General features: G+C 38.4%; 22 protein-coding genes and 1 pseudogene. 11 read left to right on the plus strand and 12 right to left on the minus strand.

Going from position 1 to position 24762, the window contains the following annotated elements; genetic code table 11:
• Positions 1-10: 10 nt before the first annotated feature.
• The 3 genes from IPM92_02490 to IPM92_02500 form a co-directional block, all read right to left on the minus strand.
• Positions 11-1003, minus strand: a complete 993-nt coding sequence (locus IPM92_02490; protein ID MBK9107263.1) for an alkaline phosphatase — start codon at positions 1001-1003, stop codon at positions 11-13.
• 161 nt (positions 1004-1164) lie between these two features.
• Positions 1165-2271: a DNA-protecting protein DprA gene (dprA, locus tag IPM92_02495; protein MBK9107264.1), complete on the minus strand. Its 1107-nt coding sequence runs from the start codon at positions 2269-2271 to the stop codon at positions 1165-1167.
• The gene (locus tag IPM92_02500) at positions 2261-4159 is read right to left on the minus strand and encodes a hypothetical protein (protein MBK9107265.1); all 1899 of its coding nucleotides are present in this window, start codon (positions 4157-4159) and stop codon (positions 2261-2263) included. Before IPM92_02500 ends, dprA begins: the two co-directional genes overlap by 11 nt.
• A 106-nt stretch (positions 4160-4265) precedes the next feature.
• Between IPM92_02500 and IPM92_02505 the strand changes: the two genes are divergently transcribed.
• The 5 genes from IPM92_02505 (at position 4266) to IPM92_02525 (ending at position 9202) form a co-directional block, all read left to right on the plus strand.
• The gene (locus tag IPM92_02505; protein MBK9107266.1) at positions 4266-4943 is read left to right on the plus strand and encodes a hypothetical protein; all 678 of its coding nucleotides are present in this window, start codon (positions 4266-4268) and stop codon (positions 4941-4943) included.
• 165 nt (positions 4944-5108) lie between these two features.
• Positions 5109-5423, plus strand: a complete 315-nt coding sequence (locus tag IPM92_02510) for an RNA-binding protein (GenBank protein MBK9107267.1) — start codon at positions 5109-5111, stop codon at positions 5421-5423.
• Positions 5424-5542: 119 nt separating this feature from the next.
• Positions 5543-7216: a DEAD/DEAH box helicase gene (locus IPM92_02515; GenBank protein ID MBK9107268.1), complete on the plus strand. Its 1674-nt coding sequence runs from the start codon at positions 5543-5545 to the stop codon at positions 7214-7216.
• 133 nt (positions 7217-7349) lie between these two features.
• Positions 7350-8687, plus strand: coding sequence for an RIP metalloprotease RseP (gene rseP / locus IPM92_02520; GenBank protein ID MBK9107269.1), 1338 nt, complete (start codon positions 7350-7352; stop codon positions 8685-8687).
• Positions 8687-9202: a hypothetical protein gene (locus tag IPM92_02525; GenBank protein MBK9107270.1), complete on the plus strand. Its 516-nt coding sequence runs from the start codon at positions 8687-8689 to the stop codon at positions 9200-9202. Before rseP ends, IPM92_02525 begins: the two co-directional genes overlap by 1 nt.
• 488 nt (positions 9203-9690) lie before the next feature.
• On the opposite strand, the gene IPM92_02530 is transcribed toward IPM92_02525, so the two are convergent.
• The 4 genes and pseudogenes from IPM92_02530 to IPM92_02545 all read right to left on the minus strand — a co-directional run bounded on the left by IPM92_02530 (position 9691) and on the right by IPM92_02545 (position 13118).
• Positions 9691-11010, minus strand: coding sequence for a hypothetical protein (locus IPM92_02530; GenBank protein ID MBK9107271.1), 1320 nt, complete (start codon positions 11008-11010; stop codon positions 9691-9693).
• A gap of 116 nt (positions 11011-11126) precedes the next feature.
• Positions 11127-11453: an iron-sulfur cluster assembly accessory protein gene (locus IPM92_02535; protein MBK9107272.1), complete on the minus strand. Its 327-nt coding sequence runs from the start codon at positions 11451-11453 to the stop codon at positions 11127-11129.
• Positions 11450-11844, minus strand: a pseudogene (gene iscU / locus IPM92_02540) (Fe-S cluster assembly scaffold IscU). The gene IPM92_02535 and the pseudogene iscU overlap by 4 nt, the downstream one beginning before the upstream one ends.
• A gap of 56 nt (positions 11845-11900) precedes the next feature.
• Positions 11901-13118 (minus strand): IscS subfamily cysteine desulfurase, encoded by a 1218-nt coding sequence (locus IPM92_02545; GenBank protein ID MBK9107273.1) that lies wholly within the window; start codon positions 13116-13118, stop codon positions 11901-11903.
• A 290-nt stretch (positions 13119-13408) separates the two neighbouring features.
• Here IPM92_02545 and meaB point away from each other — a divergent pair, with 290 nt between their 5' ends.
• From meaB to IPM92_02575, 6 genes are all read left to right on the plus strand, one after another.
• Positions 13409-14401: a methylmalonyl Co-A mutase-associated GTPase MeaB gene (meaB, locus tag IPM92_02550; protein ID MBK9107274.1), complete on the plus strand. Its 993-nt coding sequence runs from the start codon at positions 13409-13411 to the stop codon at positions 14399-14401.
• A 5-nt stretch (positions 14402-14406) separates the two neighbouring features.
• Positions 14407-16119, plus strand: a complete 1713-nt coding sequence (locus IPM92_02555) for a M23 family metallopeptidase (GenBank protein ID MBK9107275.1) — start codon at positions 14407-14409, stop codon at positions 16117-16119.
• Entirely contained in the window at positions 16085-16654 is a 570-nt protein-coding gene (locus tag IPM92_02560; GenBank protein ID MBK9107276.1) for a peroxiredoxin, read from the plus strand. The genes IPM92_02555 and IPM92_02560 overlap by 35 nt, the downstream gene beginning before the upstream one ends.
• Before the next feature lie 44 nt (positions 16655-16698).
• Entirely contained in the window at positions 16699-17001 is a 303-nt protein-coding gene (locus IPM92_02565; protein ID MBK9107277.1) for a hypothetical protein, read from the plus strand.
• A gap of 312 nt (positions 17002-17313) precedes the next feature.
• Positions 17314-19881: a hypothetical protein gene (locus IPM92_02570; GenBank protein ID MBK9107278.1), complete on the plus strand. Its 2568-nt coding sequence runs from the start codon at positions 17314-17316 to the stop codon at positions 19879-19881.
• Positions 19868-21247 carry a T9SS type A sorting domain-containing protein gene (locus IPM92_02575; GenBank protein ID MBK9107279.1) on the plus strand — a complete coding sequence of 460 codons (1380 nt, stop codon included), beginning with the start codon at positions 19868-19870 and terminating at the stop codon, positions 21245-21247. Before IPM92_02570 ends, IPM92_02575 begins: the two co-directional genes overlap by 14 nt.
• A 349-nt stretch (positions 21248-21596) precedes the next feature.
• Here IPM92_02575 and IPM92_02580 read toward each other — a convergent pair whose 3' ends face one another.
• The 5 genes from IPM92_02580 to IPM92_02600 all read right to left on the minus strand — a co-directional run bounded on the left by IPM92_02580 (position 21597) and on the right by IPM92_02600 (position 24759).
• Positions 21597-21983 (minus strand): VOC family protein, encoded by a 387-nt coding sequence (locus IPM92_02580; protein MBK9107280.1) that lies wholly within the window; start codon positions 21981-21983, stop codon positions 21597-21599.
• 62 nt (positions 21984-22045) lie between these two features.
• Positions 22046-22249, minus strand: a complete 204-nt coding sequence (locus IPM92_02585) for a hypothetical protein (GenBank protein MBK9107281.1) — start codon at positions 22247-22249, stop codon at positions 22046-22048.
• Positions 22250-22416: 167 nt separating this feature from the next.
• Entirely contained in the window at positions 22417-22917 is a 501-nt protein-coding gene (locus tag IPM92_02590) for a DUF350 domain-containing protein (GenBank protein MBK9107282.1), read from the minus strand.
• A gap of 6 nt (positions 22918-22923) precedes the next feature.
• Positions 22924-23817 (minus strand): hypothetical protein, encoded by an 894-nt coding sequence (locus IPM92_02595; GenBank protein MBK9107283.1) that lies wholly within the window; start codon positions 23815-23817, stop codon positions 22924-22926.
• A 3-nt stretch (positions 23818-23820) separates the two neighbouring features.
• Complete coding sequence (locus IPM92_02600; protein MBK9107284.1) at positions 23821-24759, minus strand: hypothetical protein; 939 nt, start codon at positions 24757-24759, stop codon at positions 23821-23823.
• Positions 24760-24762 lie beyond the last annotated feature (3 nt).

The raw sequence follows: 24762 nt of genomic DNA on the forward strand, positions 1-24762 counted from the left end.
AACTTTAAAATTATTTTTTCTCTTCCTGCAATAATTTTTTAAGCTTGTGGTAGATTTCTGTATTTTCATAAATGCCAGAAAATAATTCTGCACCCGGGCCGTAAGCAAATACAGGAATGAGTTCAGCAGTATGGTGGGTTGTTGTAAAACTAGTTTTTAGATTTCCAAAAAGGTGGCCACCATTGATCGCATACCCCCCGGTTTCATGATCTGCAGTTATGACCACCAAGGTTTGTTGATCCTTTTCTGCAAAGTCAATAATTTCTTTAATTGCTTTATCAAAATCCAACATTTCGGAGATAATGTATTTTGAATCGTTGGCATGGCCACCCCAATCTATTTGAGAACCTTCAATCATCAGGAAAAATCCTTTGTTGTCCAATTTTTGTAAAAATTCAACACCGTCTTTAGAAGCTTTGGGTAAATAATTCCGGCCACTCATAACTGGCAGCGGGTCGCCATCAGCTGTAAAATAGAAGATTTTTTTAGAATCAGGAATGATCCAGCTTTGGTATTCCTGTTCAAAATAATCCGTTACGAAATATCCTTTTTTTCTTAAATCGTCAATGAGGTTTATAGAATCTGTTGTGCGTCTTTCAAAATATTTCTTACCTCCACCTATAACAAAATCAAAACCTGAGTCCAAAATATCTGAAGCTATTTCTTCATAATTATTTCTATTGGTGTTGTATGCATAAAAAGCTGCCGGAGTTGCATGTACGATTGTGGAAGTAACTATGATGCCGGTAGACATCCCTCTCATTTCAGCGTACCGGAGTATACTTTCATATTTTCGCCCTTGAGGGTCAAGTCCCAAATACCCATTATTGGTTTTTATACCTGCAGAAAACGCAGTAGCTCCAGCTGCGGAATCTGTGATTAAATTGTCTGCCGCATGGCTTTTGTGAAGGCCCGTCATCGTGCAACGTTCAATTTCAAGTCGGTTGTTATTTTCATATAGCCCTGCCGTTATTTGAGCAACACCCATCCCATCCCCAATCATTAAAATAATATTTTTAGGTCTAAAATTCTTTGGTACTCTTTCTAAAGAATGCGCTGTGGGTATTTGTTTCGTTAGGGTACTTTTTGTTCCACCGCATCCTGAGAATATGAAACAGAAAAAGAGCATGAAAAATTTCCAATACATTTTAATAAGATTTAAAATTAAACAACCAAAGTATATCTTTTTCCCGGATGTGAGCGAATGAGCCCTTTGAATTCAAGGCTTAAAAGTGCGCTGGCTAATTTGCCCGGAGTTATTTCCGACAATTGGTGAAGCTTGTCTATATGTGCAACATTTAATTTTTGTAAAATTTCACATAGATTTTTTTCATCTGTTTGTAAGTCAGAAAATAAGTGCAATTGGTATTCTTGTTTTTTGTCATTTTTGACATCCCAATTCATTGCTGAAATGAGATCTGTAGGTGCAGCCATGAGTTGGGCCTTGTGTTCTTTGATCAATTTGATACAACCTTTTGAATACGGATCATGGACTCTTCCGGGATAAGCAAAAACATCTTTATTGTATGAATTTGCGATTTCAGCCGTGATCATACTTCCGCCGCTTTCTCCTGTTTCGACAACGACTAATGCATCACACAGTCCTGCAATGATCCTGTTTCGCATTGGAAAATTTTCGCGATCCGGTTTCGTATTCATTCCATATTCGGTCATCAATCCGCCGTTAGTTAGCATTTTTTCTGCAAGGGCAGTGTTGGCATGCGGATAAATTCTGTCAAGACCATGGCCTAATATGCCCACGGTTTGGATTTGAAGTTTAACACATTGTTGATGTGTTGCGGTATCAACTCCATAAGCCAGACCGCTTACAATTTGAAAGGCTTCTTGTTGAAATGCGGAAACGAATTCTTCGACTAATTGTTTTCCATAGTCGGTTATATTCCGGGTTCCAACCACTGAGATAACTCGTTCAGCATTACTGATTAACTCGCCTTTTGCGTATAACAATATCGGAGCATCCACTTGTTGTTTTAGCCGCCATGGAAACTCTTCATTTTCATAATATAAAATGCGAATTCCATTTTTAAGTACATACTCCAATTCGGCTTCCGCTTTTTTCAAAGCTGCAGGATCGCTTAAATTTTGAAATGCACTGGCCCGAAGCTGAGGAATTTTTTTCAGCTTCCATTTTTTTTCTTTAAAAATCTGTGCAGGGCTACCGCAAATCCGGATAAGGTTTTTAGCTGTGGTAGCACCTACGTGCTCAATTTTTGTTAGTGCAATTTGGTAAAGGGTATTTTCATCGTACATATTTAGGGTCTAAGGCTGCTGCCTGATTTAAAAAATCTTTTGCTTTGTTCTCATATTCCAATATTTTTGTTGAGCTTACTTTCCCAAATTTAGCAAAATCTGTATATACCTTGGATATAAAATAACATAATTCTGCATCGTCATTTTTTAAATGATAAGCCATGCCCAGAAAGTGTAATGAAAACTGAAAATTCTGAACCTCTTTATAGAGAATTTCATAACCCACGCGTTTTAGATAAGGGTGCATGATGGTAAGATTTTCAGGATCTTTGGTGAGGTAATCCATATATTTAGTGACAAAATCCAGGTCTGGCTTTACTTTAATAACACCTTCCAGTTTTTTCAAAAAAGTGATGATATCATTGTCTCTTTTTAGCCATTCTGCCAAGATTCCTGCTTTCATATTGAGTCCTTGCCCATATTGAGGAAATATGACCAATGCCTGGTCTATGTATTTTTCGGCTATTTGCAAATACGTAGATTTTTTGGCGGGATCCATTTCCGATTGTGATTTTTGAAAATATGAAACACCGGTGAATAGATTAATGCGGGCACTGTTTTTAGATACTTTGACGGCAGATAAATTTAATGTGAAACCATCTTTCCAATCGGGAACGCGTTGAATGGTTTTAAAACTATATGCTGAAAACAAGAACATAAAGAGTAAAGCTGCAAGCCATTTCATAAATTTAGGGGAAGGCTTGTTTGCGAGCCAATAAATAAAATATCCGCACAAGAGGCTAAAGCCCACAGACGGCATGAACAAAAATCGTTCATTCATAAATGTGCCGACGGGAAATACCAAATTGGAGACGATTGAGAAGCTAATAAAATAATAGAATAGACTAAAGCTGATGATTTTGTTCCGGTTTCTGAGTCGGAAGGCAAGGTAAATAAGCATTGCCGTGATGATCAGCGAAAATATAGATATAAGGTCTGTCCAGTCTGACTTAGGTACATGATAGGGGTAATAATCGTGAGTTAGCGGGTGTGGAAAAAACAGCAATTTATAGTACCAGATGAATGTATAAAAAAGCGTTGCCGTTTTTTCGCCAAGACTCATCCCAATAAATGGATTATTCATCAGGTCTGTAATCACTGCTCCGCTGCTGAGCAGATATCCGATAACCAGCCAACGGACTCCAATAAAAATGGCTGCACAAATCAAAAGCGGCCAAGACATTATTATAGATTTCTTTAGATCTATGGTCCTGAAAAAACTTACCATCAAAGGAATGATGGCGGTGAAAGTAATAGCGTTTTCTTTAGAAAACAAGGCTAATAAAAACAAGGCACAACTCGAAATTAAAAAGATTTTCTTTTGGCTATCAATGTATTTAACCCATGAGATAGCCGCGGACAAAGAAAATAGCAAACACATGATTTCATCCCGGCCTTTAATATTAGCAACGGCTTCAGAATGGATGGGGTGAGTGAGAAATAATATAGAAGTAATTGCCGGAATTCCAAACAGAAAAAATTGAGATGATTTATCGGGAAGTAATAATTGCAATAATTTAAAAACCAAAGCGGCTGTTAAAGCATAAAGTAATATATTGATGAGGTGGCTTAAATGTGGTTTGTTTCCAAAAATCTCAAACTCTATAGCAAATCCAACCAAGGATAAGGGTCGATACCGAGCACCAGTTACCAGGTCTTTTTGTTCGCCAAAATAACCGGTAAAACTTTCGGTGCTTAAGATGTCCCAAATTCCGTCAAAGCCTTTTTGAACAAAACTGTTTTCGGTATAAACGATAATATCATCCAGTACATAACCAAAACTTAGAGACCGATCATATAGTAATATGGCGATGGTGCAAAGGATCAATACCATCACAAGAAAGGAAAACCTCGATAAAATATTCAACAGGCGAAAATTCTTCATCATAGGCTTGGGTTCAAAAAAATATTTCGATGTGCAAGATATTAAAGTATCCTAAAAGTTTCATATTATAAAAATATTTAATATGTTTGCAGGCTAATTCGACTTGGTTTTGAAAAAATATTTAAACTACATCCTCCTGTTTGGCTTTCTTCAGCTGGGGCTAAATCTGGGCCGGACGCAAGTAAATGTTCAGGTAGGATATGGATTATCATTTTTGAATCCGAAAGTCAATGATGCCATCATTCACGACTATCTAACTGAAAATGATTGGCTTGTGAAGAAAGATATCCAATTAAACATGCTTCACGGTATAGACTTGGGCTTAAAACATACCTGGTCAGCTATTGCGATGGGAATAGTCTGGAAAAACAGAGGTGGAAAATTAAATTTTGAAGGATTGCATCCGGTCACTGGGAGTCTTAACAAGCAAGAATTGTTTTACAGTCTCAATACGTATTCCTTATTTTTAGAAACAAATGGTCGATTTATAGGTCTTGGAGCGACACTTGATTGGAACGATTTTGGCATCAAGCAGCGTTATACGGGATTGGACAGTAAAATTAACATTATCAGCGAAGCTAATTGGGGGCATCGTTTTTACCTGAATCTGAATTTTCCGGCGGGTAATTCAGCTCAGATATGCCTGCAATTTTCGTATCATTTGCCGTATGGTGAATTTGATCTTAATCCTTTGGCTAACAGTATTTTAACTAATAATTCGAAGCTGTATTCCAAAGATAAATGGAATCAGTTTGGAATCACTTTGCTGATCAACAACGGACCCTAAAGATGAATGCAACATCATGATTTTGTATAAATTACAAAAAAAACTGGCATTCAAGAATAATTTAGTACCTTTGTACCTTGAAAATCATGTATCTGTCGCATTAATACCCACCTTTACCATATCAACCACTAAATTTTTTTTTTCATTTATTAAATATTTTTCACAATGAATCTTTACGTAGGAAACCTTGACTACTCAGTTAAGGAGCCACAATTGGAAGCTATGTTCGCCGAATTCGGTGAGGTATCTTCAGTTAAAATTATCACAGACAAAATGACCGGAAGAAGCAAAGGTTTCGGTTTCGTTGAAATGCCTAATGACGACGAAGCACAAGAAGCTATTGCAAACCTCGATCAAAAAACCATTAAGGACCGTGCAATTTCTGTATCGGAAGCTAAACCACCAGAACAGAGGGAAAGAAAACCTTTCAGACCTTCTTCCAATCGCGACTCAAACGATCGCTTTAAGAGAAGATATTGATTAAAATCAACAAAGGAATGCAATTGAAAGATCATCAAGCTTTCAAATTCCTTTAGATAAGACTCAAGAATACCTGCCCATTTAGGCGGGTATTCTTTTATAAATTAGTTAGATATTCAATGCAAAAAGTTATAAGTTTCGAAGATTTAGGAATTCAGCCGGAAATTGTGGCAGGACTCCTTGAACTTGGTATTGTTGAGCCAACAGAAATTCAACAAAAAGCAATTCCCGTTTTAGTTGAAGCAGCCAGAGATTTTATCGGTATGGCACAAACGGGTACCGGAAAAACAGCTGCTTTCGGTTTACCGGCGATCCAATCGATCCAAGTCAATCAATACAGACCTCAGGTACTCATTATATCTCCTACAAGGGAGTTGTGCATGCAGATTTCAAATGACTTGAAAAAATATGCTAAAGGCACTAAAGGAATACATGTCGTACCTGTTTACGGAGGTTCGAGTATAGGTTTGCAAATCAAGTCTTTAAAACAAGGTGCTCATATCGTTGTGGCTACACCCGGCAGATTGGTAGACCTCATTGAACGCAAAGCGATTCAATTGGACATGATCCGGCAGGTTGTTTTGGACGAAGCAGATGAAATGCTCAATATGGGATTCAGGGATGATATGGAATTCATACTTGGAGCAACCCCGGTTGAGAAAACAACTGCTTTGTTTTCTGCTACCATGTCAAAAGAAATTAGGGAAATAGCTTCCAATTACCTGAAAGATCCCGTAGAAGTTACCATTGGTAAAAAGAACCTCGGCCACCCTAATATTACCCATCAATATGCAGTCGTTTCTGCAAAAGATAAACTCATTGCGCTCAAAAGAATCATCGATTTTCATCCTGACTTTTACGGAATTGTTTTTTGCAATACCAAAATTGAAACACAGGAGTTGAATGATGCCCTTTTAAAAGATGGCGTAAAAGTAGATTGTATTCACGGCGATCTGGAACAAGCTCAAAGAGAAAAGGTCATGAATAAATTCAGAAACAAATACGTTTCGATTTTATTTGCAACCGATGTTGCTGCCAGAGGCATTGATGTAAAAAACTTGACCCACATCATTCACTATCATCTACCGGATGATATTGAAAATTATACGCACCGCAGCGGACGTACCGCTCGTGCCGGTCAGAAAGGCTTTTCCATTGCATTGTTGCATATCAAGGAAGCCTACAAACTGCATCGCATCGAAAAAATGGCCAATCTCAAATTCGATCGATATAAAATTCCAACAGCTGCTGAAGTAGCGGAGACTAGAATCGCTGGTTTTGTTCAAAAAATAATAGCTTCTGTCGAACAGGAAGGAAGTAAAACACCCGTTAAGAATGAATGGATCTGGCCTTTGATGCAATTAACAAAGGAACAATTAGTGGAGATCATACTTGAAGCCGAACTCAATAAATATACGAATACATATTTAGCCGGCCCTGATGTAAATGTGGAAGAAAAAACCAGAGATACAAGACCATCTTACGATGAACCGCGCGGCGGAAAATCCAGGAGCCGCAGCCGCGAATCAAGTGGTGGCAGAGGAGATGTACGAATGTTTGTGAGTTTAGGAAAACTCGATCAACTCCGTTATGATGAATTGCGGGAGGTCATTTTTAAACTTACTAGTGTGAGTGGCCGGGCAATTCGCGATATTGATTTGTTCAATAGTTATTCTTTTTTCATGACAGATGCTCAGAGTGCTGAGAAATTGTGTCGGCTAAAGAGTTTGCAATGGAAAAAGAGAGACATCACATTTAAGAAAGCAGAAGACAAAAGGCCCTCCAGAAAATAATGAAGTTTAGGCCGGGATTTTCAAAATTCTTATAAACTTCAAGGTTGATATCTTTGTTTATTCCGGAACCTCTGTTATACCACAACTAACAAAATTGCGTTTTCTTCTTTAAATCAAAAACAAAATTTCTTACATGGAAATTTTAATAAAAATAAGTCAGTTATTGCTCTGTTTGACCATTCTTGTGGTGATCCATGAATTTGGACATTTTTTACCTGCAAGATGGTTTAAGACCCGGGTCGAAAAGTTTTATCTGTTTTTTAATCCATGGTTTTCGATTTTTAAGAAAAAAATCGGAGATACGGAATGGGGATTGGGTTGGCTTCCCCTGGGAGGCTATGTGAAAATTTCAGGTATGGTGGATGAAAGTTTTGATATGAATCAACTTCAGTCGGATCCGCAGCCCTGGGAATTCAGATCTAAACCAGCCTGGCAAAGATTGATCATTATGGTAGGAGGTGTCACTGTGAATTTCGCTTTCGGATTTTTCATATTCTCCATGCTTTTATGGAAAAACGGGCAAACGTATTTGCTAAATAGTGAATTAAAATATGGAATTGCCGTAGACAGTCTCGCATATAATATGGGCCTGCGCGATGGAGATCAACTTTTAAAAGTTGGAGATCTGCCATTGCAAAAATTTGACAAAGCCAAAATTGTCAAAACATTGGTTCTTGAAAAAAACAATGCCGTCGAATTGATCCGCGATGGTGAAAAAATGAATCTTCAAATCAACCAGGAAGTTATTTCACAACTCACAAAACCAGAATTAAAAAATATAGATTTTATCACCCCAAGAGTACCTGCCAAAGTCAGAGAGCTCATGAAAAATTCGGACGCAGAGAAAGCAGGAATTTTAGAGGGTGACCGATTTTTAAGTTTAAATGACCAATCCGCACTTTACTTACATGAGATCCATCGCATCATCAATAAACAAGCTAATAAAACTTTCGAATTGAAATTATTGCGGAATTCTGATACGATACAAATCCCGGTAACAACAGATGAAAATGGTATTGTTGGCGTTTTTTGGCAGCCCATCGATTCCTTTATGAAATTTGAAACTGAAACCTTTGGATTTTTTGCTGCGATACCTAAAGGAATACAAACTGGATGTGATTTATTGACCAGTCAGCTCAAGGCATTTTCGAAAATGTTCAGTGGAGAGATTAAAGCAAAAGATTCTCTGGGCGGATTTGGTTCTATTACCAATATGTTTCCAGCCAGTTGGGATTGGGACGCATTCTGGAGAATGACAGCTGTTTTAAGTATCATCCTCGGCTTTATGAATTTATTGCCAATTCCAGCACTCGATGGTGGTTATGTTGTATTTCTGTTGATTGAAGTGGTCACCGGAAAAAAAGTACCGGATAAAGTCGTTGAGAAAGCAACCTTCATAGGATTTATCCTATTAATGGCTTTGATGCTCTATGCAAATGGTTTAGATGTTTTGCGTGGCCTTGGGAAGTAATGAATTATTTCGAATTTTATAAGATCGCTCCTGCCTTCCACATCAATATTTCAGAATTAAGGAAGCGCTATTATGAAAAAAGCAGAGCGTCGCATCCCGACTCAATTCCTGCCGATAAAGCCGGAGAATTTGATGCAGATTTTTTATCTGCTTTAAACAATCAGGCTTACCATACTTTATTACATCCTTTATCGCGATTAAAATACATACTTGAAACTGAATTTTCAGCCACAGATCAGGAAACTTTAAAAGATGATGCTGCATTTTTATTGGAGATGATGAATCTACATGAGTTTTTACAAGAGGCCATACTTTGTGAAGATGAAGTACTGATCTCTAAAGGAAGAGAAAGGTTAGGAGCTTTTGATACTCTGGCTCATGAAGAAGTATCGCCATTCCTTGCCTTATTCGATCAAGGTCATCGCAGTCCTGAAATTAGAAAAGCATTGCAGGTTTATTACAACAAGTTAAAATATTTCACAAGGCTTGGGGAAACGATGGGAGGGGATAGATGATGGATGTCCCAACTTGAAGATGTTACTTTTTAACAACAACATGATGATGTCGGGAGATGATGGCAACTAACAAACGTTCGTTAGTTTAGTTTTGATTTTCTGCATCCTTTTGATGCATTTAATCTTTTAAACATTTTGCACCCTAAGATGTTGTTGCGTACCTACGGCACGCTGTGGAGTTTTCTAGGAGTTTTACCAATATGATGGCCCTACGGGACATGAACAAGGGTCAAGAGTTAATGGTCAAAAGTCAAGAGCTCAAAGCTCAAAGCAATATATTATTAACAAGTAAAGTGAGAAAAATAAATTGAAAATAGTCGATTTTTATTGAACTAACATACGTTAGTACATGTTGTTTACTAACAGACTAACAGACTAACAGACTAACAGACTAACAGACTAACAGACTAACAGACTAACAGACTAAGCCTCAAAGCCTACAAAACCATACCTGGCATAAAAAACTTTTCCCCTTAAGCTCTATAACTTTAAGCTTTAGCCCCTTCTCCTCCTGTCTTGCGATATACAAGCAAAACTGCCATGAAAACCCAATAATGTCTGAAATTCATGATATCCATGGAAATGGATTCAGCAAAGATGATAAAGGTGAGCAAAACCAACAAAAAGGAAAAATGATCCTGTAAGGGCCACAAGTAAATTAAATTGAGGATAATGTATATCGCGAAACCAAGCAGTATTAGGAAAGCAAATATACCACTTGTTGCGAGGCTACCCAGCCAGGTCGAATGCGGATCATAAGCAGGTAGGTTGGAGGGATATTGTCCCTTTTCTTTGAGTGCATCCACAGAAGAATTATAATTATCAGGACCTGTTCCAAACCATTTGTGTTCTTTAAAAATTTGCCAGGCTGTTTTTTTAAAAGTGTAATAGCCTGAACCGTAAATCGCAAAATCAGATCCTTCATAAATACATTCGTTAGAAGTATACGGGGTGGTACGAAATTCTTGAGCATCTATTTGGTGTTTGTCCACAATTAAAAAATGAGTCATGATAGCGTGAAGTAAAAAGGTAGCGATTCCCATCAGGAGGATCATACTTTTATGAATTTTGTATTTGAAACCGAATAAGGCGATCCAGATAAAGCCAATAAATAAAACGGATTTGGATAGGGTCAAGACAGATACCAGCGAAAAAAAGATAGAGGCAATTAAATCTTGTTTTTTTTGAGTTCGCCAAAGGAAATCGTATAAACTGAAACCAATGGCTAAACTGATGATCGAGACATACATCGCAGGGGTTGTAGTAAATCCTTGCAGGCGAAAGGCATCTCCAAAATAAGGATAGTTATAAAAAATTTGGGCGGTCGCGTTAGGTTTCCAAAAAACAGAGGATAAAAAAGTGATCAATGCAATGCTACTCATTGCCCAGGCCAGATTTGCGAAAGCAACAGTAATTTTTTCTTTCAATATTTTTGTATCTAAATTTTTAAATCCAACATAGAAGATTAAATAAACTAAAATCAAGTAGCCGATGCCGAGGCATTCCAAAAATCCTCCGATCCCGGGATTTATAATAAAGGAAATGAAATGGATAAGTAGCCAAAACAAAGCAAGTAAAGCAGCAGATGATTTTAACAAAGGAGAGAAATGATTGAAGACCTCCTTTATTGGATACTTAAGCGCGTAATAAACGAGCCCTGATATAAAAACAAATTCAGGTAATTGAATTTTATCATTTACGATCGGAAAAAAGAAGATATGCTGAAAGCCACATGACAAAAGGTAAATACTCCAAAAGTCAGGAAAGTAATTTGATAATTTTTGATGTGCTGCAGTTAGGACAGACATTTTTAAAAATGAATTTTCATTAAAGGTAATGACTCCTTGATCATACCCTGTGGATGATTTGTTGCCGCTATTACCTTACGAATCCATTTTTACCGGCTGTTGAAAATGCAGAAGACTTAGACTGCGAAACTCTCACCGCAACCACAGGTTCGGGAGGCATTTGGATTATTGAAGTAAAATCCTTTACCCTGCAAACCATCAGAAAATTCAAGTGTGGAGTTGAATAAGTAAAGAAAGGATTTCAGATCTGTTACAATTTTTTCACCATTATCTTCAAACACCTGATCATTGGCTTGGGTCTCGTTGTCGAAATCCATTTTATAACTTAAGCCACTGCATCCTCCACTGGTGACAGAAACGCGGATGAAAAAGTTAGGATCCAGGCCTGAAGATTTCCGGATCTCTTCAATTTTTTGTTTTGCTGTTGGGCCTACGTAAATCATGAAATGCTAACCAGATTTTTTTGTTTATAATCTTTGATGGCGCTTTTGATGGCATCTTCAGCCAATACGCTACAATGGATTTTAACAGGTGGCAAAGCCAATTCTTCTACGATAGCCATATTGTCTATGGTCATCGCTTCTTCCAGGCTTTTTCCCTTTAACCATTCCGTTGCGAGTGAAGATGATGCTATTGCAGAACCGCAACCAAAAGTTTTAAATTTTGCTTCTTCTATAAGTCCGGACTCCGGATTGACTTTGATTTGTAAGCGCATGACATCCCCACATTCAGGAGCGCCGACCAAACCGGTACCTACTGTAGGGTCATTTTTATCAAGGGTTCCAACATTTTTGGATGCTTGAAGTGATCGAGAACTTTTTCTGAATAGGCCATATTATTGTGTTTAGACTGATTATATTATAACTCTTGCTTTAGGAGCTAAGTTCCATTTAATGCTCTGACCATACGATTTTAGTTAAATCTACGCCTTCTTTATACATTTCCCAGATGGGCGATAATTCTCGCATGTGGTTTACACCTTGAGCAATAGCTTCAATGGCGAAATCCACGTCGGCCTCTGTATTGAACCGACCCAATGAGAGTCGCAATGAAGAATGAGCGAGGTCATCACCTAAGCCCAAAGCAACTAATACATAACTAGGTTCCAGGGAAGCGGAAGTACAAGCTGAACCCGATGAAACTGCAATATTTTGGTTGAAAGTCATCATCAGACCTTCACCTTCCACATGTTTAAACGACATATTCGTAACATGCGGCATTCGATGTTCAATATTTCCATTGATATAAACTTCTTCCATTTTTTGAAGACCGGATTCTAATCTATCTCTTAATTTTCGAAGTCTATCTGCTTCAGTGATCATTTCATTTTTGGCAATTTCGGCCGCTTTGCCAAAACCAACAATTCCGGGCACATTCAAGGTTCCTGAGCGCATGCCTCTTTCATGACCACCACCATCCATTTGGGCAGTGACTTTTACACGAGGATTTTTACGGCTTACGTAAAGAGCTCCGACACCTTTGGGCCCATACATTTTATGAGCTGTGAAAGTCATCAAATGCACCCCATTTTCTCTTGGGTTTATAGGTATTTTACCTACAGCTTGGGTGGCATCACTCATCAATAAAACACCCTTTTTTTCGCAGAGTGCACCTATTTCTTTCATCGGTTGAATAACACCGGTTTCATTATTAGCCCACATGATGGATACGAGAACGGTATCGGGTCTGATGGCGGCTTCTAATTTTGCAAGATCTATCAAACCATCCTGTTCGACATCCAAATAAGTGATCTCAGCTCCTTTTTTCTCAAGAACGTGACAAGTATCTAAAACGGCCTTATGCTCTGTTTTGGTAGTGATGATATGTTTTCCTTTACGGCCATACATTTCATAAACTCCTTTAATGGCCAAATTATCTGCTTCTGTAGCACCACTGGTAAAGATGATTTCTTTTTCATCAGCACCAATGAGATCAGCCACCCGTTGGCGACCTAAATCGACGGCAGCTTCAGCTTCCCAACCAAAGGGATGGCTTCTGCTGGCTGCATTGCCGTGGTGTTCAAAAAAATAGGGCAACATGGCTTCAACGACCCTTGGGTCACAAGGTGTAGTTGCGTTGTTATCCAAATAGACTTTATGCAATGACATTAAAGATTTGATTTATAGTGGTTTAAGAGAACACAAAAATAACACGAATCACGGAGCTTTGTTTAATCATTTCATCAATACAGCTAAACATTTTTCCAATAATAGACTTAAGTCCTATCGACAGCTATTGGGCAATTTAAGGGATTAGGTCAATAACTCAGTGGGGGAAGATTCAGGTAACTTTGTTGATTGGGCATAGGCAAATTTTTATGGATATTATTGCAATAATCAATAATTATTTCATAATTTTGTATTGAAATATAGCAGTTTATATATTAAATAATATTATATTGTTATTACCATTGCAAATTGAAAACTGGCTAAAGAGTATACAATCAGGTGACCGTTTAGCGCTTTCCAAAGCCATCACATTAGTCGAAAGTCACAAATCTGAAGACAGGTTAACTGCTACTCAGCTAATGAAGGGCCTAAGTACAAGCCATCATTCTTTGCGAATTGGTATAACTGGACCTCCAGGGGTAGGAAAAAGCAGTTTGATAGAGCATCTGGGACTCCATATTATTGAACAAGGACATAAGTTGGCAGTTCTCAGTATAGACCCCAGTTCTGGACTTACATTGGGAAGTATTTTAGGCGATAAGACGCGAATGTCTGTCTTGTCGCAATCTGATCAGGCCTATATAAGGCCTAGCCCTACAGGTGATCAATTAGGAGGAATTTCAAAAAATACGCGAGAGGCCATACGATTGTGTGAAGCTGCAGGCTATGATTATGTGATCGTAGAGACGGCTGGTATTGGACAAACAGAATATTTAGTGTCAACGATGGTTGACCTTACGATACTCTTGCATTTGCCCGGAGCCGGCGACGATTTGCAAGGTATTAAACGAGGCGTGATGGAATGGGCTGATATTTTGGCGATCCATAAAGCCGATGACCCAAAGGATCCCAAAGTATTACAAGCCATAGGGGACCTTAAATTGGCGATGCATTTTTTAGAAACCAAAACCAGTGGTTGGGAGCGCAAACTGTTGACGGTAAGCTCCTTAAAAAAAACAGGGATCAAAGAACTTTGGCAATGTATTTTGGTTTATCAAAAACATATTATAGAAAATGGATATATGTTAAAAGGTAGAAATGAGCAGATGATCAAAGCCTTTCGCCAAATCTTACAGCAACAAATCTGGAACGCGATCATTCAAACCAAGGATATCGCCAAGCATATTGGAGAAACAGAAAAAAATATTTATTCTCTCAATTTAACACCTGAAGAAGCAGTTATTCTCACACAGGATTATATTTTTGCGACACTTAAGAAGTAGCAGGTATGAAAAAAATCTTGTGGATCATCCTCGGGGTCAGTTTTGCATTTACGATAGACGACAATACGCCTCCGGTGGTTCCAGGCTCCATTCGATTAGCAGCGCCTGTTCGAAATTACGTTTCCATTTCAGGCAGTTTCGGAGAATTGCGAAATAACCATTTCCATGCAGGTATCGATGTGCGTTCCAGTAGAGGAATAGGCGGCGATGATATACTCTCTACTGCTGACGGATATATTTCAAAAATCGTTATTGATGCAGAAGATTTAGGTAAGACACTTTATATAAGTCATTTAAATGGACTGGTTTCTGTATATGCACATTTAAACAGATTTCGACCGGATTTGGAATACCTTATTCGGCAAAAGCAAATCGACAGTAAGCAGTATCAAGTAGAAATTAATTTTAATCCGGATGAAATCCCGGTTAAACAAGGTGAATTTGTAGCTTACATGGGCAATACCGGAGCAAGCAGGGGCAAACATCTACATTTTGAGTTGCGCGATTCCCGGGGCGAAGAAGTTTGGGATCCTTTATTATTTGGCTTTCCTGTTGAAGATAAAAAAGCACCCAGCATCAGACGTATAAAAGTTACAGGTTATGATCATGAAGGACATGAAGTGTACCATCGGATTTATCCGCGCGCTATCATCGAAAAATCAAGCCAAGTATTGGTAGTTCCCGGAGAATCTTTTAGCGTAAGTGTGGATGCCTTGGATTATACGGATCAGTCTCATTTTAAGACGGGGATTAAATCCATACAAATGGATGTGGATGGCGAAATGCATTATCAATTTTCGGCGGATAAATGGAAACGTTCGGATACAAAATATATCAATGCACATATTGACCATGCAGGTGGAAAGCATAACAGAGGTAAGTTTCATCGTTGTTATTTGTTGAGAGGCAACTGTCTTGGACTTTATGATGCCAAAGAATGCAGAGGTTTTATTTCTATGATGGATAGTGCAGATCATGTTGTAAAACTGTCTGTAGCAGATGGAAGCGGAAATTCAAGTTTGCTCGAATTTAAATTGCGCAAAGCAGCTTATGTTGCAAGACCGAAAAGATCTATTTATAAGGATACTTTATTTTACGACCGGGAAAAAATAATGCTGGGGCAATATTCAAGTTTTTATTTTAAAAACGGATCTGTGTACGAAGATTTACATTGTCAGGTAAAGGAAACCGCGAATACACATAAAAATGCATTCAGTGGATTTGCCGGTGTAACTCCTTATAACAGCTTATTACATTTTCCACTTGAGGTGAGATTAAAACCGGCTAAAGATATTCCGGAAGCCTTAAAATCGAAATGTTTTGTTGCATTGAAAATGGGAAAAGGGTTTATGAATGTTGGTGGTGTTTGGGAAGATGGAGTCCTTAAAGCTAACGCACGTTCGTTAGGTCCATTTAGCATCATGGTTGATACTACAGCACCTAAATTGAGTGTTTTAGCACCTAAACGCAAAAAGCAAAAGTGGAACGCACTCAAATTTCGCATTTCTGATAATTTTACAACCAGTAAGGAGTTGCCTGATTTGGCTTACGATGCGTACATCGACGATCAATGGGTCATCATGGAATATGACAAAAAATATGCATTACTTACGCACCATTTTGAACCATGGTTAAGTAAAGGGAAGCATCAGTATAAAATAGTGGTGAAAGACCCACTTGGCAATGAAAGAAGTTATACAGGTTCATTTGTACTGTAACATGGGCCAGGACCAAAAATCTAAAGATTATCTCCCTGTATTTAAAGTTAAGATAGGCGATCCCTTTCCTGAACAGGAATTGCGAATCGAAAATGGAACTTATCTGGATTTGAAAAATCAATCTTCCCAATGGATTGTATTATTTTTTTATCCGCAAGATGATTCGCCCACCTGCACCAAGCAAGCATGTAATTTACGAAACGGTTATACAGAATTACAATCGAAGCAAATTCTCCTCTTAGGGGTGAGTCCTGATAACGAACGCAAACATCAACGCTTCATTCAAAAGCATCAGTTGCCTTATTCTTTAGTCGTAGATGAGGACAACAAACTAGCTAAAAAACTGGGTGTATTCGGCAAAAAGAAATTTATGGGTATCGTTTACGAGGGTGTCCACAGAACGACATTTGTTTTGGATAAAGATTTGAAAATATACGGGATCATTTATCCGGTTGTTTCGGGGAAACATGTGGAACAGATCATACACCTCACCCCTGGCCCCGCACAGTGGAGAGGGGCCAGGGGTGAGGTGTGAAATTTGAATCCCAATGCTTAACTTTACGCATTCAAAAAAAGTATATGAATCAACAATCATTCCATTCGATCCTCATTTTAGCTGTTTTAAGCCTGGCTGTATCACTCATACATTGCAAGCCAAAGGCGGAAGAACCCGAACAGGCAAAAATTGAAAAAGTAGATACCAGCGGACCTGAATACACGAGTAAATACATATGTCCGATGTTTTGTAAGGGAAGCGGATCTGACCAGCCCGGGGTGTGCCCGGCCTGTGGAATGGATTACGTTTTGAATGAAAACCTCGACGAAACGAACGAACAAGTCGAACCTGAGGCGCCCGCAGAAGACACTACAACAACACAGTAATTTGTGTTAATCAGCAAGTTATATATATTATAAAAAAATATATTAAATATTTATATATATAATTTGCATACTTATAATAGTTATACATATATTTGCATCATATATAAGTATTCCTTATATATATATTAACCACCTACCTGAAGAAACTCCGTACCCGGAGTGGGTTTAAGTATCCTTTTAATAGTCCTTCCAAGAAGCTATCCGGCATGTGGATTTCTGAAGCTTTCGCATACCGGAAAAATTAAACTGTAATTGATTTTGTCAAACGGGTTCTTCGCGATCCCGCTTGGCTCACACTTAAACCTAAAAGCAATGCAACCGAAAACAGTAACTGGTTTCGGAGTAAGAAAACTACGCCCTTCGGGGTGCTCTTTCTCCTTCCTATTTGGAAAGGACCTCGTCCTTTTTACACTCCTAACAATTGTTAGTTTGGGCACAGCCCAGGCACAATGTCAATTAGCTTGTCGGGGAAAAGTAAATGTCTCTTTGGGAGACTCCTGTCGCGCACAAATTTTTCATGAAATGTTGCTTACGGGTAGTCCGAACGACTGTCCAGGCGCTAAATTCAGAGTGGATGTTTTGGATCATTACATGCAAAAACTGCCAAGCAGCCCTTACGTAACAGGAGATTACATTCAAAAGGAAGTCATAGGAATGGTTTATGATTCGGTTAGCAAAAATGCATGCTGGAGTAAACTTTTCATCGAAGACAAATTTGGTCCGGTTATCGTTTGCAGAGAAGACACCGTTTATTGCAATGATACACTTGCGCTCAGCACACCTGTATTTTACGATAATTGTGATCCCAATCCTACAATTTCATTCTTAGGTGAGCATATAGAACATTTTGATTGCCATCCAAGATTTATTAAGAAAGTTTACCGATACTGGCAAGGTCGGGATAATCTGGGTAACCTCGGAAAGATATGTACAACCATGTTTTGGATGAGGAGGATTCCAATTGATTCAGTAGTATATGCCAAAAATTTTGTCAAAGCAAATAACTGTCATCTTGAATGTAATTCAGGATTTTTATTAGATGCGAATGGAAATCCGCATCCATATGTAACTGGCGTCCCAAATATTGATAGTTTATCCTTATGGCCATCTTATTTATTCTATTGTAATTTATCTACGAATTATGAGGACATGGTCGTTGTGGATTTGCCCTGTAAGAAAAAAATAATTCGTTTATGGAAAGTAGTCGAATGGTGGTGTAATACTGCAGTCGTTAGGACACACCCGCAAACGATAGAAATATTGGATACACAGGCACCGCATTTACATTGCCCTTATGATTTTACTGTGACCACTTCCGGTGGATACCAATGTGAAGCGAATGTGCGCATGCCAGAAATCGAAGTCAAAGATGATTGTCAGGATAGTGTTTTTGTGGATATTGATTACCCGGGTGGAATCCTCCAAAATTCTAATGGCGGTTACATCAAATTAAAACCAGGTATCAATGATGTAGTGTATATTGCTAAAGACAATTGTTACAATTCAGATACTTGTCATGTTACGATAGAAGTTTTCGATAAAACACCTCCTGTCGCTATTTGTCAGCAAAATACAGTGGTTACGCTGACCCGTGATGATTTGGTCCAGATACCGGCCAGTGTTTTCGATGATGGCTCTTATGACGATTGCCATATAGATAGTTTCAAAGTTCGCAGAATGGACGATGGCGAGGCTTGTAATGTAAAAGATACCATCTTCAGACCTTATGTAGAGTTTTGTTGTGCAGATGCCGGAAACGAAGTTATGGTGATCTTCAGAGCTATTGATAAACATGGCAATGTAAACGATTGTATGGTCAATGTGGAAGTTCAGGATAAAACTCCCCCTGTTATCAATTGCCCGCATGACTATAGAGTTACTTGTTCCAAACACAACGATACGATTGACTTAAATCACCGTTTCGGAGTAGCTGATTATTACGACAATTGCGTCGTGCACATGCATGATTATGTTGACTCTTTTCTCAATCAGTGTGGATTGGGTTATATAGAACGCGTTTTTGTGGTTCGCGATAATATGAATCGCTATGATTCATGTCGTCAACGAATTTATGTGTACGATGAAGAACCATTCGATTCTCTTGACATTACCTGGCCGCTTGATTATGAGATCAACTCATGTGGCGCTGAAGTGGATCCTAAAAATTTACCGGAAGAATATGGATATCCGCGGTTTGCAGATAACGACTGTTCGTTGATAGGTGTGAGTTATGAAGATCATCAGTTTAATTATGTGCAGGATACGGCTTTGTGTTATAAAATCCTTCGCAAATGGAAAGTGATTGACTGGTGCCAATGTTATTACGATAACAGCACCGGACAAACGGTTTGTCCTTCATGGCATCATGAACAGGTGATCAAGGTCCACAATAAACTGCCGCCTAAAATTCAGGATGATTGCGATACGGTCAGACTGTGTATCAGCGATCAGGAGTGTTTGAAAGAACTTGTTGATCTCAGACATGAAGCAAAGGATGACTGTACTCCGGATGATTTATTGCGGAGTTCATTTAAAATAGATTTGCACAATGATGGTTATTTTGATAGTGTTTATAATCAATTAGGTCATCAGATCCGTTTTTATGGAGAACTACCCATCGGGCATCATCGATTTTTATGGATCTGGGAAGATCAATGCGGTAATCCGATTGTTTGCACGCAATTTGTGGATATTCTAAATTGCAAAGCACCAACGGCCTATTGTTTAAGTGGTATTAATGTCAACATCATGGCTGTAGATACGAATGGCGATGGCCGGCTTGAAAATTTTATTGATATATGGGCTAATGATGTGGATAAAGGAAGTTATCAATTTTGTGGAAACCCAGTGACCTTATCATTCAGTAGTGATACCTTTTAGATCGATCAGATATAATTGTGATAGTTTGGGTATGCATCGCGTATCTCTGTGGGTCACTGATCAGTTGACCGGATTGCAGGATCATTGTTTTACAACGATTACGATTCAGGACAATAATAATGTTTGCAATACCGGCAATTTTACGGCAGATGTAGGTGGTCTGCTCATTACCCCTTACGATCAACCGGTTGGTAATGTGCGCATGAAACTGGAATCACCGGCAGGTGCTATTATTCGAGATTTTAACCAGGGAAAATTTTTATTTGAAAATCTTCCGATTGGCGATTGGTATAAAATTTCGACCGTCATGGATCTCGAATATCTCGATGGGGTAACTACTTTGGATATTGTTAAAATACAGCGGCATATTTTAGGCTTGGAATCCTTCGATTCACCATGGCATTACCTGGCTGCGGATGTTACCGGAGATAAAAAAGTGACATCAGCAGATATAGCCGCCATCCGAAAACTGGTATTGGGAATTGATGCACGTTTCAAAAATAATATGAGTTGGAAATTTTTGGAAGCCAATTACAAATTTCCGGTTACGGATGATCCGTGGTATGAAACATTTTCTGAAGAGTATACCGTATCAGGCCTTTCCGGCGATATGATGTATATGGATTTTCGCGGCGTAAAAGTTGGAGATGTGAGTCAGACAACATGGAACGGACTCAAGCGCATTGATACGAGATCGCATCTGATTTTGGATTGCAGCAAATCTCTGATTCCGGGTGAAAATAAAATTGCCATCGTTGCAGAGAGTGATATCAATTTAAGAGGAATGCAATTCAGTTTGCGTTACGATCTCAAAGGATCTTTGCTTAATGGAATTTCAAAAGCGGTGATTCCAATAAATCCGGAACATCTTGGATGGAAGTATGCAGACAATGGATATTTATTATTGTCATGGCATGGTGAAAAAGATATTCAAATTGCAAAAGGCGATGTCTTGTTTTATCTTGAATACGACCAAGCACCAACATCAGCAGATCTGGAATCGCTTGAAATCAATTCTGATATCATTTCGGCAGAAGCATACAATGCAAATTCTGAAATCGTGTCATGGAATTTGGAACAAAGCGAGGGACGCAAATCACTCAGTTTTGATTGCGGGGATCCAATACCGAATCCCTTTTCGCGCGAGACCAAATTGCAGTTTTTCATCAGCTCGCACATGGAAGTGTCATACAGTATTATGGACATGAATGGCAGCGTGATTTATACAAAGAGAGAGAACTACCGCGAAGGACAAAATGCTTTGACGATCCATAAAGATCAATTGTCCGGACCTGGAGTATATTTCTTAAAGTTGGAAGCTGGAGAATACACTAAAAGTATGAAACTCGTGATGATTGGAAATTAAGGCTTCAGGTTTAACTATCATATTACAGTGCCCCTGCCGTTGATCGCGGTGGGGGTTTTTTGTTTGGGAGGCATGTAGGCATGTAGGCTTGTAGGCTTGTAGGGGTTTAGGCATTTAGGAGGAAGTCTGTTAGTCTGATGCGACTGGCTTGTCCGATGGTCTGATAGTCTGCTAGTCTGCTAGTCTGGAAGTCTGTTAGTCTGTTAGTCTGATAGTCTGCTAGTCTGATGGTCAAAGCATGAACTGGTAACGATTGCTTTTAGACTGGAAACTTCTTCTTGTAGGAAAACCCCGAACCAACAATTATTAGTTCAGTAAAATACAAATTTTTTAAGTTATTTATTCGTTTTTAACTCTTAACTCTTGACTCTTGACTATTGATAATGCCGCCACCCCAGAATTTTGAAAGTTCTACTTCATAACCATTCGGTTCATTTAAGTAATAGGAATTCGAATGTTCCCATTTGCTTTCTGAAGAGCAAAAAGTTTTTTCAGCCTCGCAAATTGCCGGGATCTCTTCATAATTTTCCACGTGAAATCCAAAGTGATAGATAGTGGGTGGATCTTCGTGATGCAGGCATATTTTAACCTGATCATTTCCAATAATACAAAAACTATCCAGATCTCCTTCAAGCAAATTAAAATCAAATAAATTTTTGTAAAATTTATAAGTTTCTTCAATATTGATCACTCCCATTTTGATGTGATCTATACCGGTAATTTTAATTTTATTCATGGGTATTTGGAAGTGTGTTTAATTTTTTTTTTAAAAGTAGTTATTTTTCAAATTAAATTTGACTACAAATACTTGTCTTTATGATATTCCCTGTTTCCTGATTGATCGCAATGAAATGTTTTTGTAAATGTTTTACAGTTTGAACAGGGCTCTTTCCATTTATCCGGATTATACCGGGTAATACATCCGCAACCATATCTAAAAAACTTAGCTTTGTATCCACAGCAGCTGCAGGTTTCGACCCAGCTTTTTATTATTTTGGACATATTTTGCTAAATTTTACTATACCATTGCATTTTCTTCAATAATGGAACTCCATATTGGTTCAAAAAATTAACTTTCAAAGAACTTTCTTGCCTCTAAGGAGCCTTGGATTAAACTTCTCACTGGGTATATTGTCTTTTGATTTTCACGGGCTTGCTTTTTTCATTGTTTATTTGTAAATCAACTTTGGATAGGGAATTAAAGTTTCAAGCAACATTACAAATGCTTCCCTGCAAATACAAACACTGACGATGATGATTGAGGAGACCAACAAGGCAACCGGCACATTGTTGGATCTGATTTCTTCCGCTTCGTTAATCTCAGGTGTAAGAATATGGTAGAATTTAAAACACAGATAATTGATCAAGAAGGAAATAGCTATAGTGATCATAATAAAAATGGTAAAATATCCTGCAATTGCCAGGAATCCTGGTTCTTCCGAACTTTTTTGTAAAGCAATAAGATTGCGTACAGATCCCATTGCAAAACTTGCATGTAAGCCAATACTCATAAGTAAGGTTGAGATCAGGATAGAACTTGCGAGATTCAACTGATCGCTAATACCTAGTATGTTCAGATAAATTTTTTTAAAGAATTTATAGGAAACAAACAATAACAGTACTGATCCCAATATGGAACCTAAAAGAAAAATAAACGATTGCAGTATCATAAAAATTTATTTTAAGGCTATATACCAGTCGGCCGGAGCAAACATGGGGTAAATACCCGGATCTTCAAATGTTGTCGTTTCCCAAATATAATACTTTAAAAGGGTATGGGGATCTGTGAATATGGCATCTCCAAAAAAATTCATGCCCGGAACACGAACCGCGAGCAAGGAGTGCAACTCAACATCGCTATTGATGATCATTACATCAAACTGCAGTTTTTTTAAAATGGAGAAAAGAAACAAAGTGCGCGAATCACAATCTGCCATGTGATGATAAGCCACTTCAACCGGGGAAAAAACAGCAGCGGGTTCTACATATTCACAACAACCTCCAATAAATTCCCAGCTTTTGTTGCCGAATCGGGATTGTAAGTAATTGTGGTGATTGCGCATTAAACTGTTGTCGTTCATATCTTCATGACTGTGCATATGGACCATCGTGTAGGGAATCATTTGAATTGAATTCACTATGGCTTGCATGAGCTCAAAGGGTTCCAGCTTTTTCTGCCTTGCAAATTTGTAAAGCAATATTTGAATTTCACGGAGTGCGGAAGTATCATTTTGGTATAAGTGGAAATAAAATTGGGATATATTTTGGAATCGCGGGAGGTCTGACTTTGCTAATCTTCGTTTTTGAGCCAGCTTGAAAATACTATCACAAATTTGATATTGTATGTTCGATGCATACCGGCTCATTTTCAGATTCCGAATGGCTCCCTGGCATCTTAGAGGGTCAGGTTGCTCTGTGAAAATGGTAGCCACAGAATCTGCCTGAACCTCTACCGGAATATCATTTTGTGGTTGTTTAAATTCAATACGGCTAAGCACATATTTGATGGCGACAAGTAGGAGAAGCATTGAAAAATAAAGCTTTACATAAAATTTCCAACTCCTCATCATAGTTTATTCAAATTGAATCATTAGCGAATAAGGTGTATAAATATATGTACTTGCATCGTAATATGCCTCGGTTTGATCCGGAAATCGTATCCGGATTTCCGGTGTGGCATAGTTGGCGCTCGATCCGACGTTAGCTGTTAGAATGAGCAACCGGTTGCTTCCTTTGTGAATGTTAATTGTGTATGGGCCTTGAAATTCACTTGTCAGAATCAGCTTGTTTATCAAGGGATTTTGATTCCATAAAATGCTGACCACATCGCCATCTACGTCTTGCCCATCGCGTATGAATAATTCTGCATGATCAAAATGACTCCTCATGGTATCTTCATTTAAAGAATCAATACCTGGATCCAATTCCGATGTAGTCTGCAACCATACAGTGTCCCTGATGTAAACAGTATCACAAGGTGATGGAGAAGTATGCCGTTCCCTAAAGTTTTCCCGGCAACATTTATCTGCCAACAGAATCAACAGCAGCAGCATAAACAATAACCAAAACAAATCGCTGAAGGTCTTGAGACAACCCTTGTTGTTCGTTTCATCGATCGGCTTAACATCGGGCGCCGGATTTTCAGCTTGCTGTATATTTTGATCCTGTTGTAATAATGTTCCATACAGCAAGCCTTCAAAAGAGGCTTCCACCTCTTTATCAAAACGGTTTCGTATGCTACATGTTAAATGGGTTATAATTACATTGTATAGGGATGTTTTGATTTCCCGATCATCAATCTTTAATTGGATCTCGTGAATGGTATCAGGTATTAAATTTTCCCTGAATTCGGATTCCAATTGTGCTTTATTATATATGCTGATGTACTCTGGCTCCTCCAGCTGGATTTCAATAATTCTTGCTTCAAAATTGTGGTCAATGAGATCCAGTCTGCTGTTGTGTGAAATGAATCTGCCCCGGCATTTTGCTTTTATAAATTTCTGTGTCACCATAAC

It is taken from the genome of Saprospiraceae bacterium, assembly GCA_016719615.1.
Lineage (GTDB): Bacteria > Bacteroidota > Bacteroidia > Chitinophagales > Saprospiraceae > Vicinibacter.

Bases quoted from the DNA above. Each gene is read 5' to 3' on its own strand.
- IPM92_02535 (MBK9107272.1), bottom strand. From the start codon at position 11,453: ATGATTTACGTAGGCCCAACAGCAAAACAAAAAATTGAAGAGATCCGG.
- IPM92_02525 (MBK9107270.1), top strand. From the start codon at position 8,687: ATGAATTATTTCGAATTTTATAAGATCGCTCCTGCCTTCCACATCAAT.
- dprA (MBK9107264.1), bottom strand. From the start codon at position 2,271: ATGTACGATGAAAATACCCTTTACCAAATTGCACTAACAAAAATTGAG.
- IPM92_02585 (MBK9107281.1), bottom strand. From the start codon at position 22,249: ATGTCCAAAATAATAAAAAGCTGGGTCGAAACCTGCAGCTGCTGTGGA.
- IPM92_02490 (MBK9107263.1), bottom strand. From the start codon at position 1,003: ATGATTGGGGATGGGATGGGTGTTGCTCAAATAACGGCAGGGCTATAT.
- IPM92_02510 (MBK9107267.1), top strand. From the start codon at position 5,109: ATGAATCTTTACGTAGGAAACCTTGACTACTCAGTTAAGGAGCCACAA.
- IPM92_02515 (MBK9107268.1), top strand. From the start codon at position 5,543: ATGCAAAAAGTTATAAGTTTCGAAGATTTAGGAATTCAGCCGGAAATT.
- IPM92_02600 (MBK9107284.1), bottom strand. From the start codon at position 24,759: ATGGTGACACAGAAATTTATAAAAGCAAAATGCCGGGGCAGATTCATT.
- IPM92_02565 (MBK9107277.1), top strand. From the start codon at position 16,699: ATGAATCAACAATCATTCCATTCGATCCTCATTTTAGCTGTTTTAAGC.
- IPM92_02590 (MBK9107282.1), bottom strand. From the start codon at position 22,917: ATGATACTGCAATCGTTTATTTTTCTTTTAGGTTCCATATTGGGATCA.
- IPM92_02500 (MBK9107265.1), bottom strand. From the start codon at position 4,159: ATGATGAAGAATTTTCGCCTGTTGAATATTTTATCGAGGTTTTCCTTT.
- IPM92_02580 (MBK9107280.1), bottom strand. From the start codon at position 21,983: ATGAATAAAATTAAAATTACCGGTATAGATCACATCAAAATGGGAGTG.
- IPM92_02555 (MBK9107275.1), top strand. From the start codon at position 14,407: ATGAAAAAAATCTTGTGGATCATCCTCGGGGTCAGTTTTGCATTTACG.
- IPM92_02570 (MBK9107278.1), top strand. From the start codon at position 17,314: ATGCAACCGAAAACAGTAACTGGTTTCGGAGTAAGAAAACTACGCCCT.
- IPM92_02530 (MBK9107271.1), bottom strand. From the start codon at position 11,010: ATGTCTGTCCTAACTGCAGCACATCAAAAATTATCAAATTACTTTCCT.
- rseP (MBK9107269.1), top strand. From the start codon at position 7,350: ATGGAAATTTTAATAAAAATAAGTCAGTTATTGCTCTGTTTGACCATT.
- IPM92_02545 (MBK9107273.1), bottom strand. From the start codon at position 13,118: ATGTCATTGCATAAAGTCTATTTGGATAACAACGCAACTACACCTTGT.
- IPM92_02560 (MBK9107276.1), top strand. From the start codon at position 16,085: ATGAAAGAAGTTATACAGGTTCATTTGTACTGTAACATGGGCCAGGAC.
- IPM92_02595 (MBK9107283.1), bottom strand. From the start codon at position 23,817: ATGATGAGGAGTTGGAAATTTTATGTAAAGCTTTATTTTTCAATGCTT.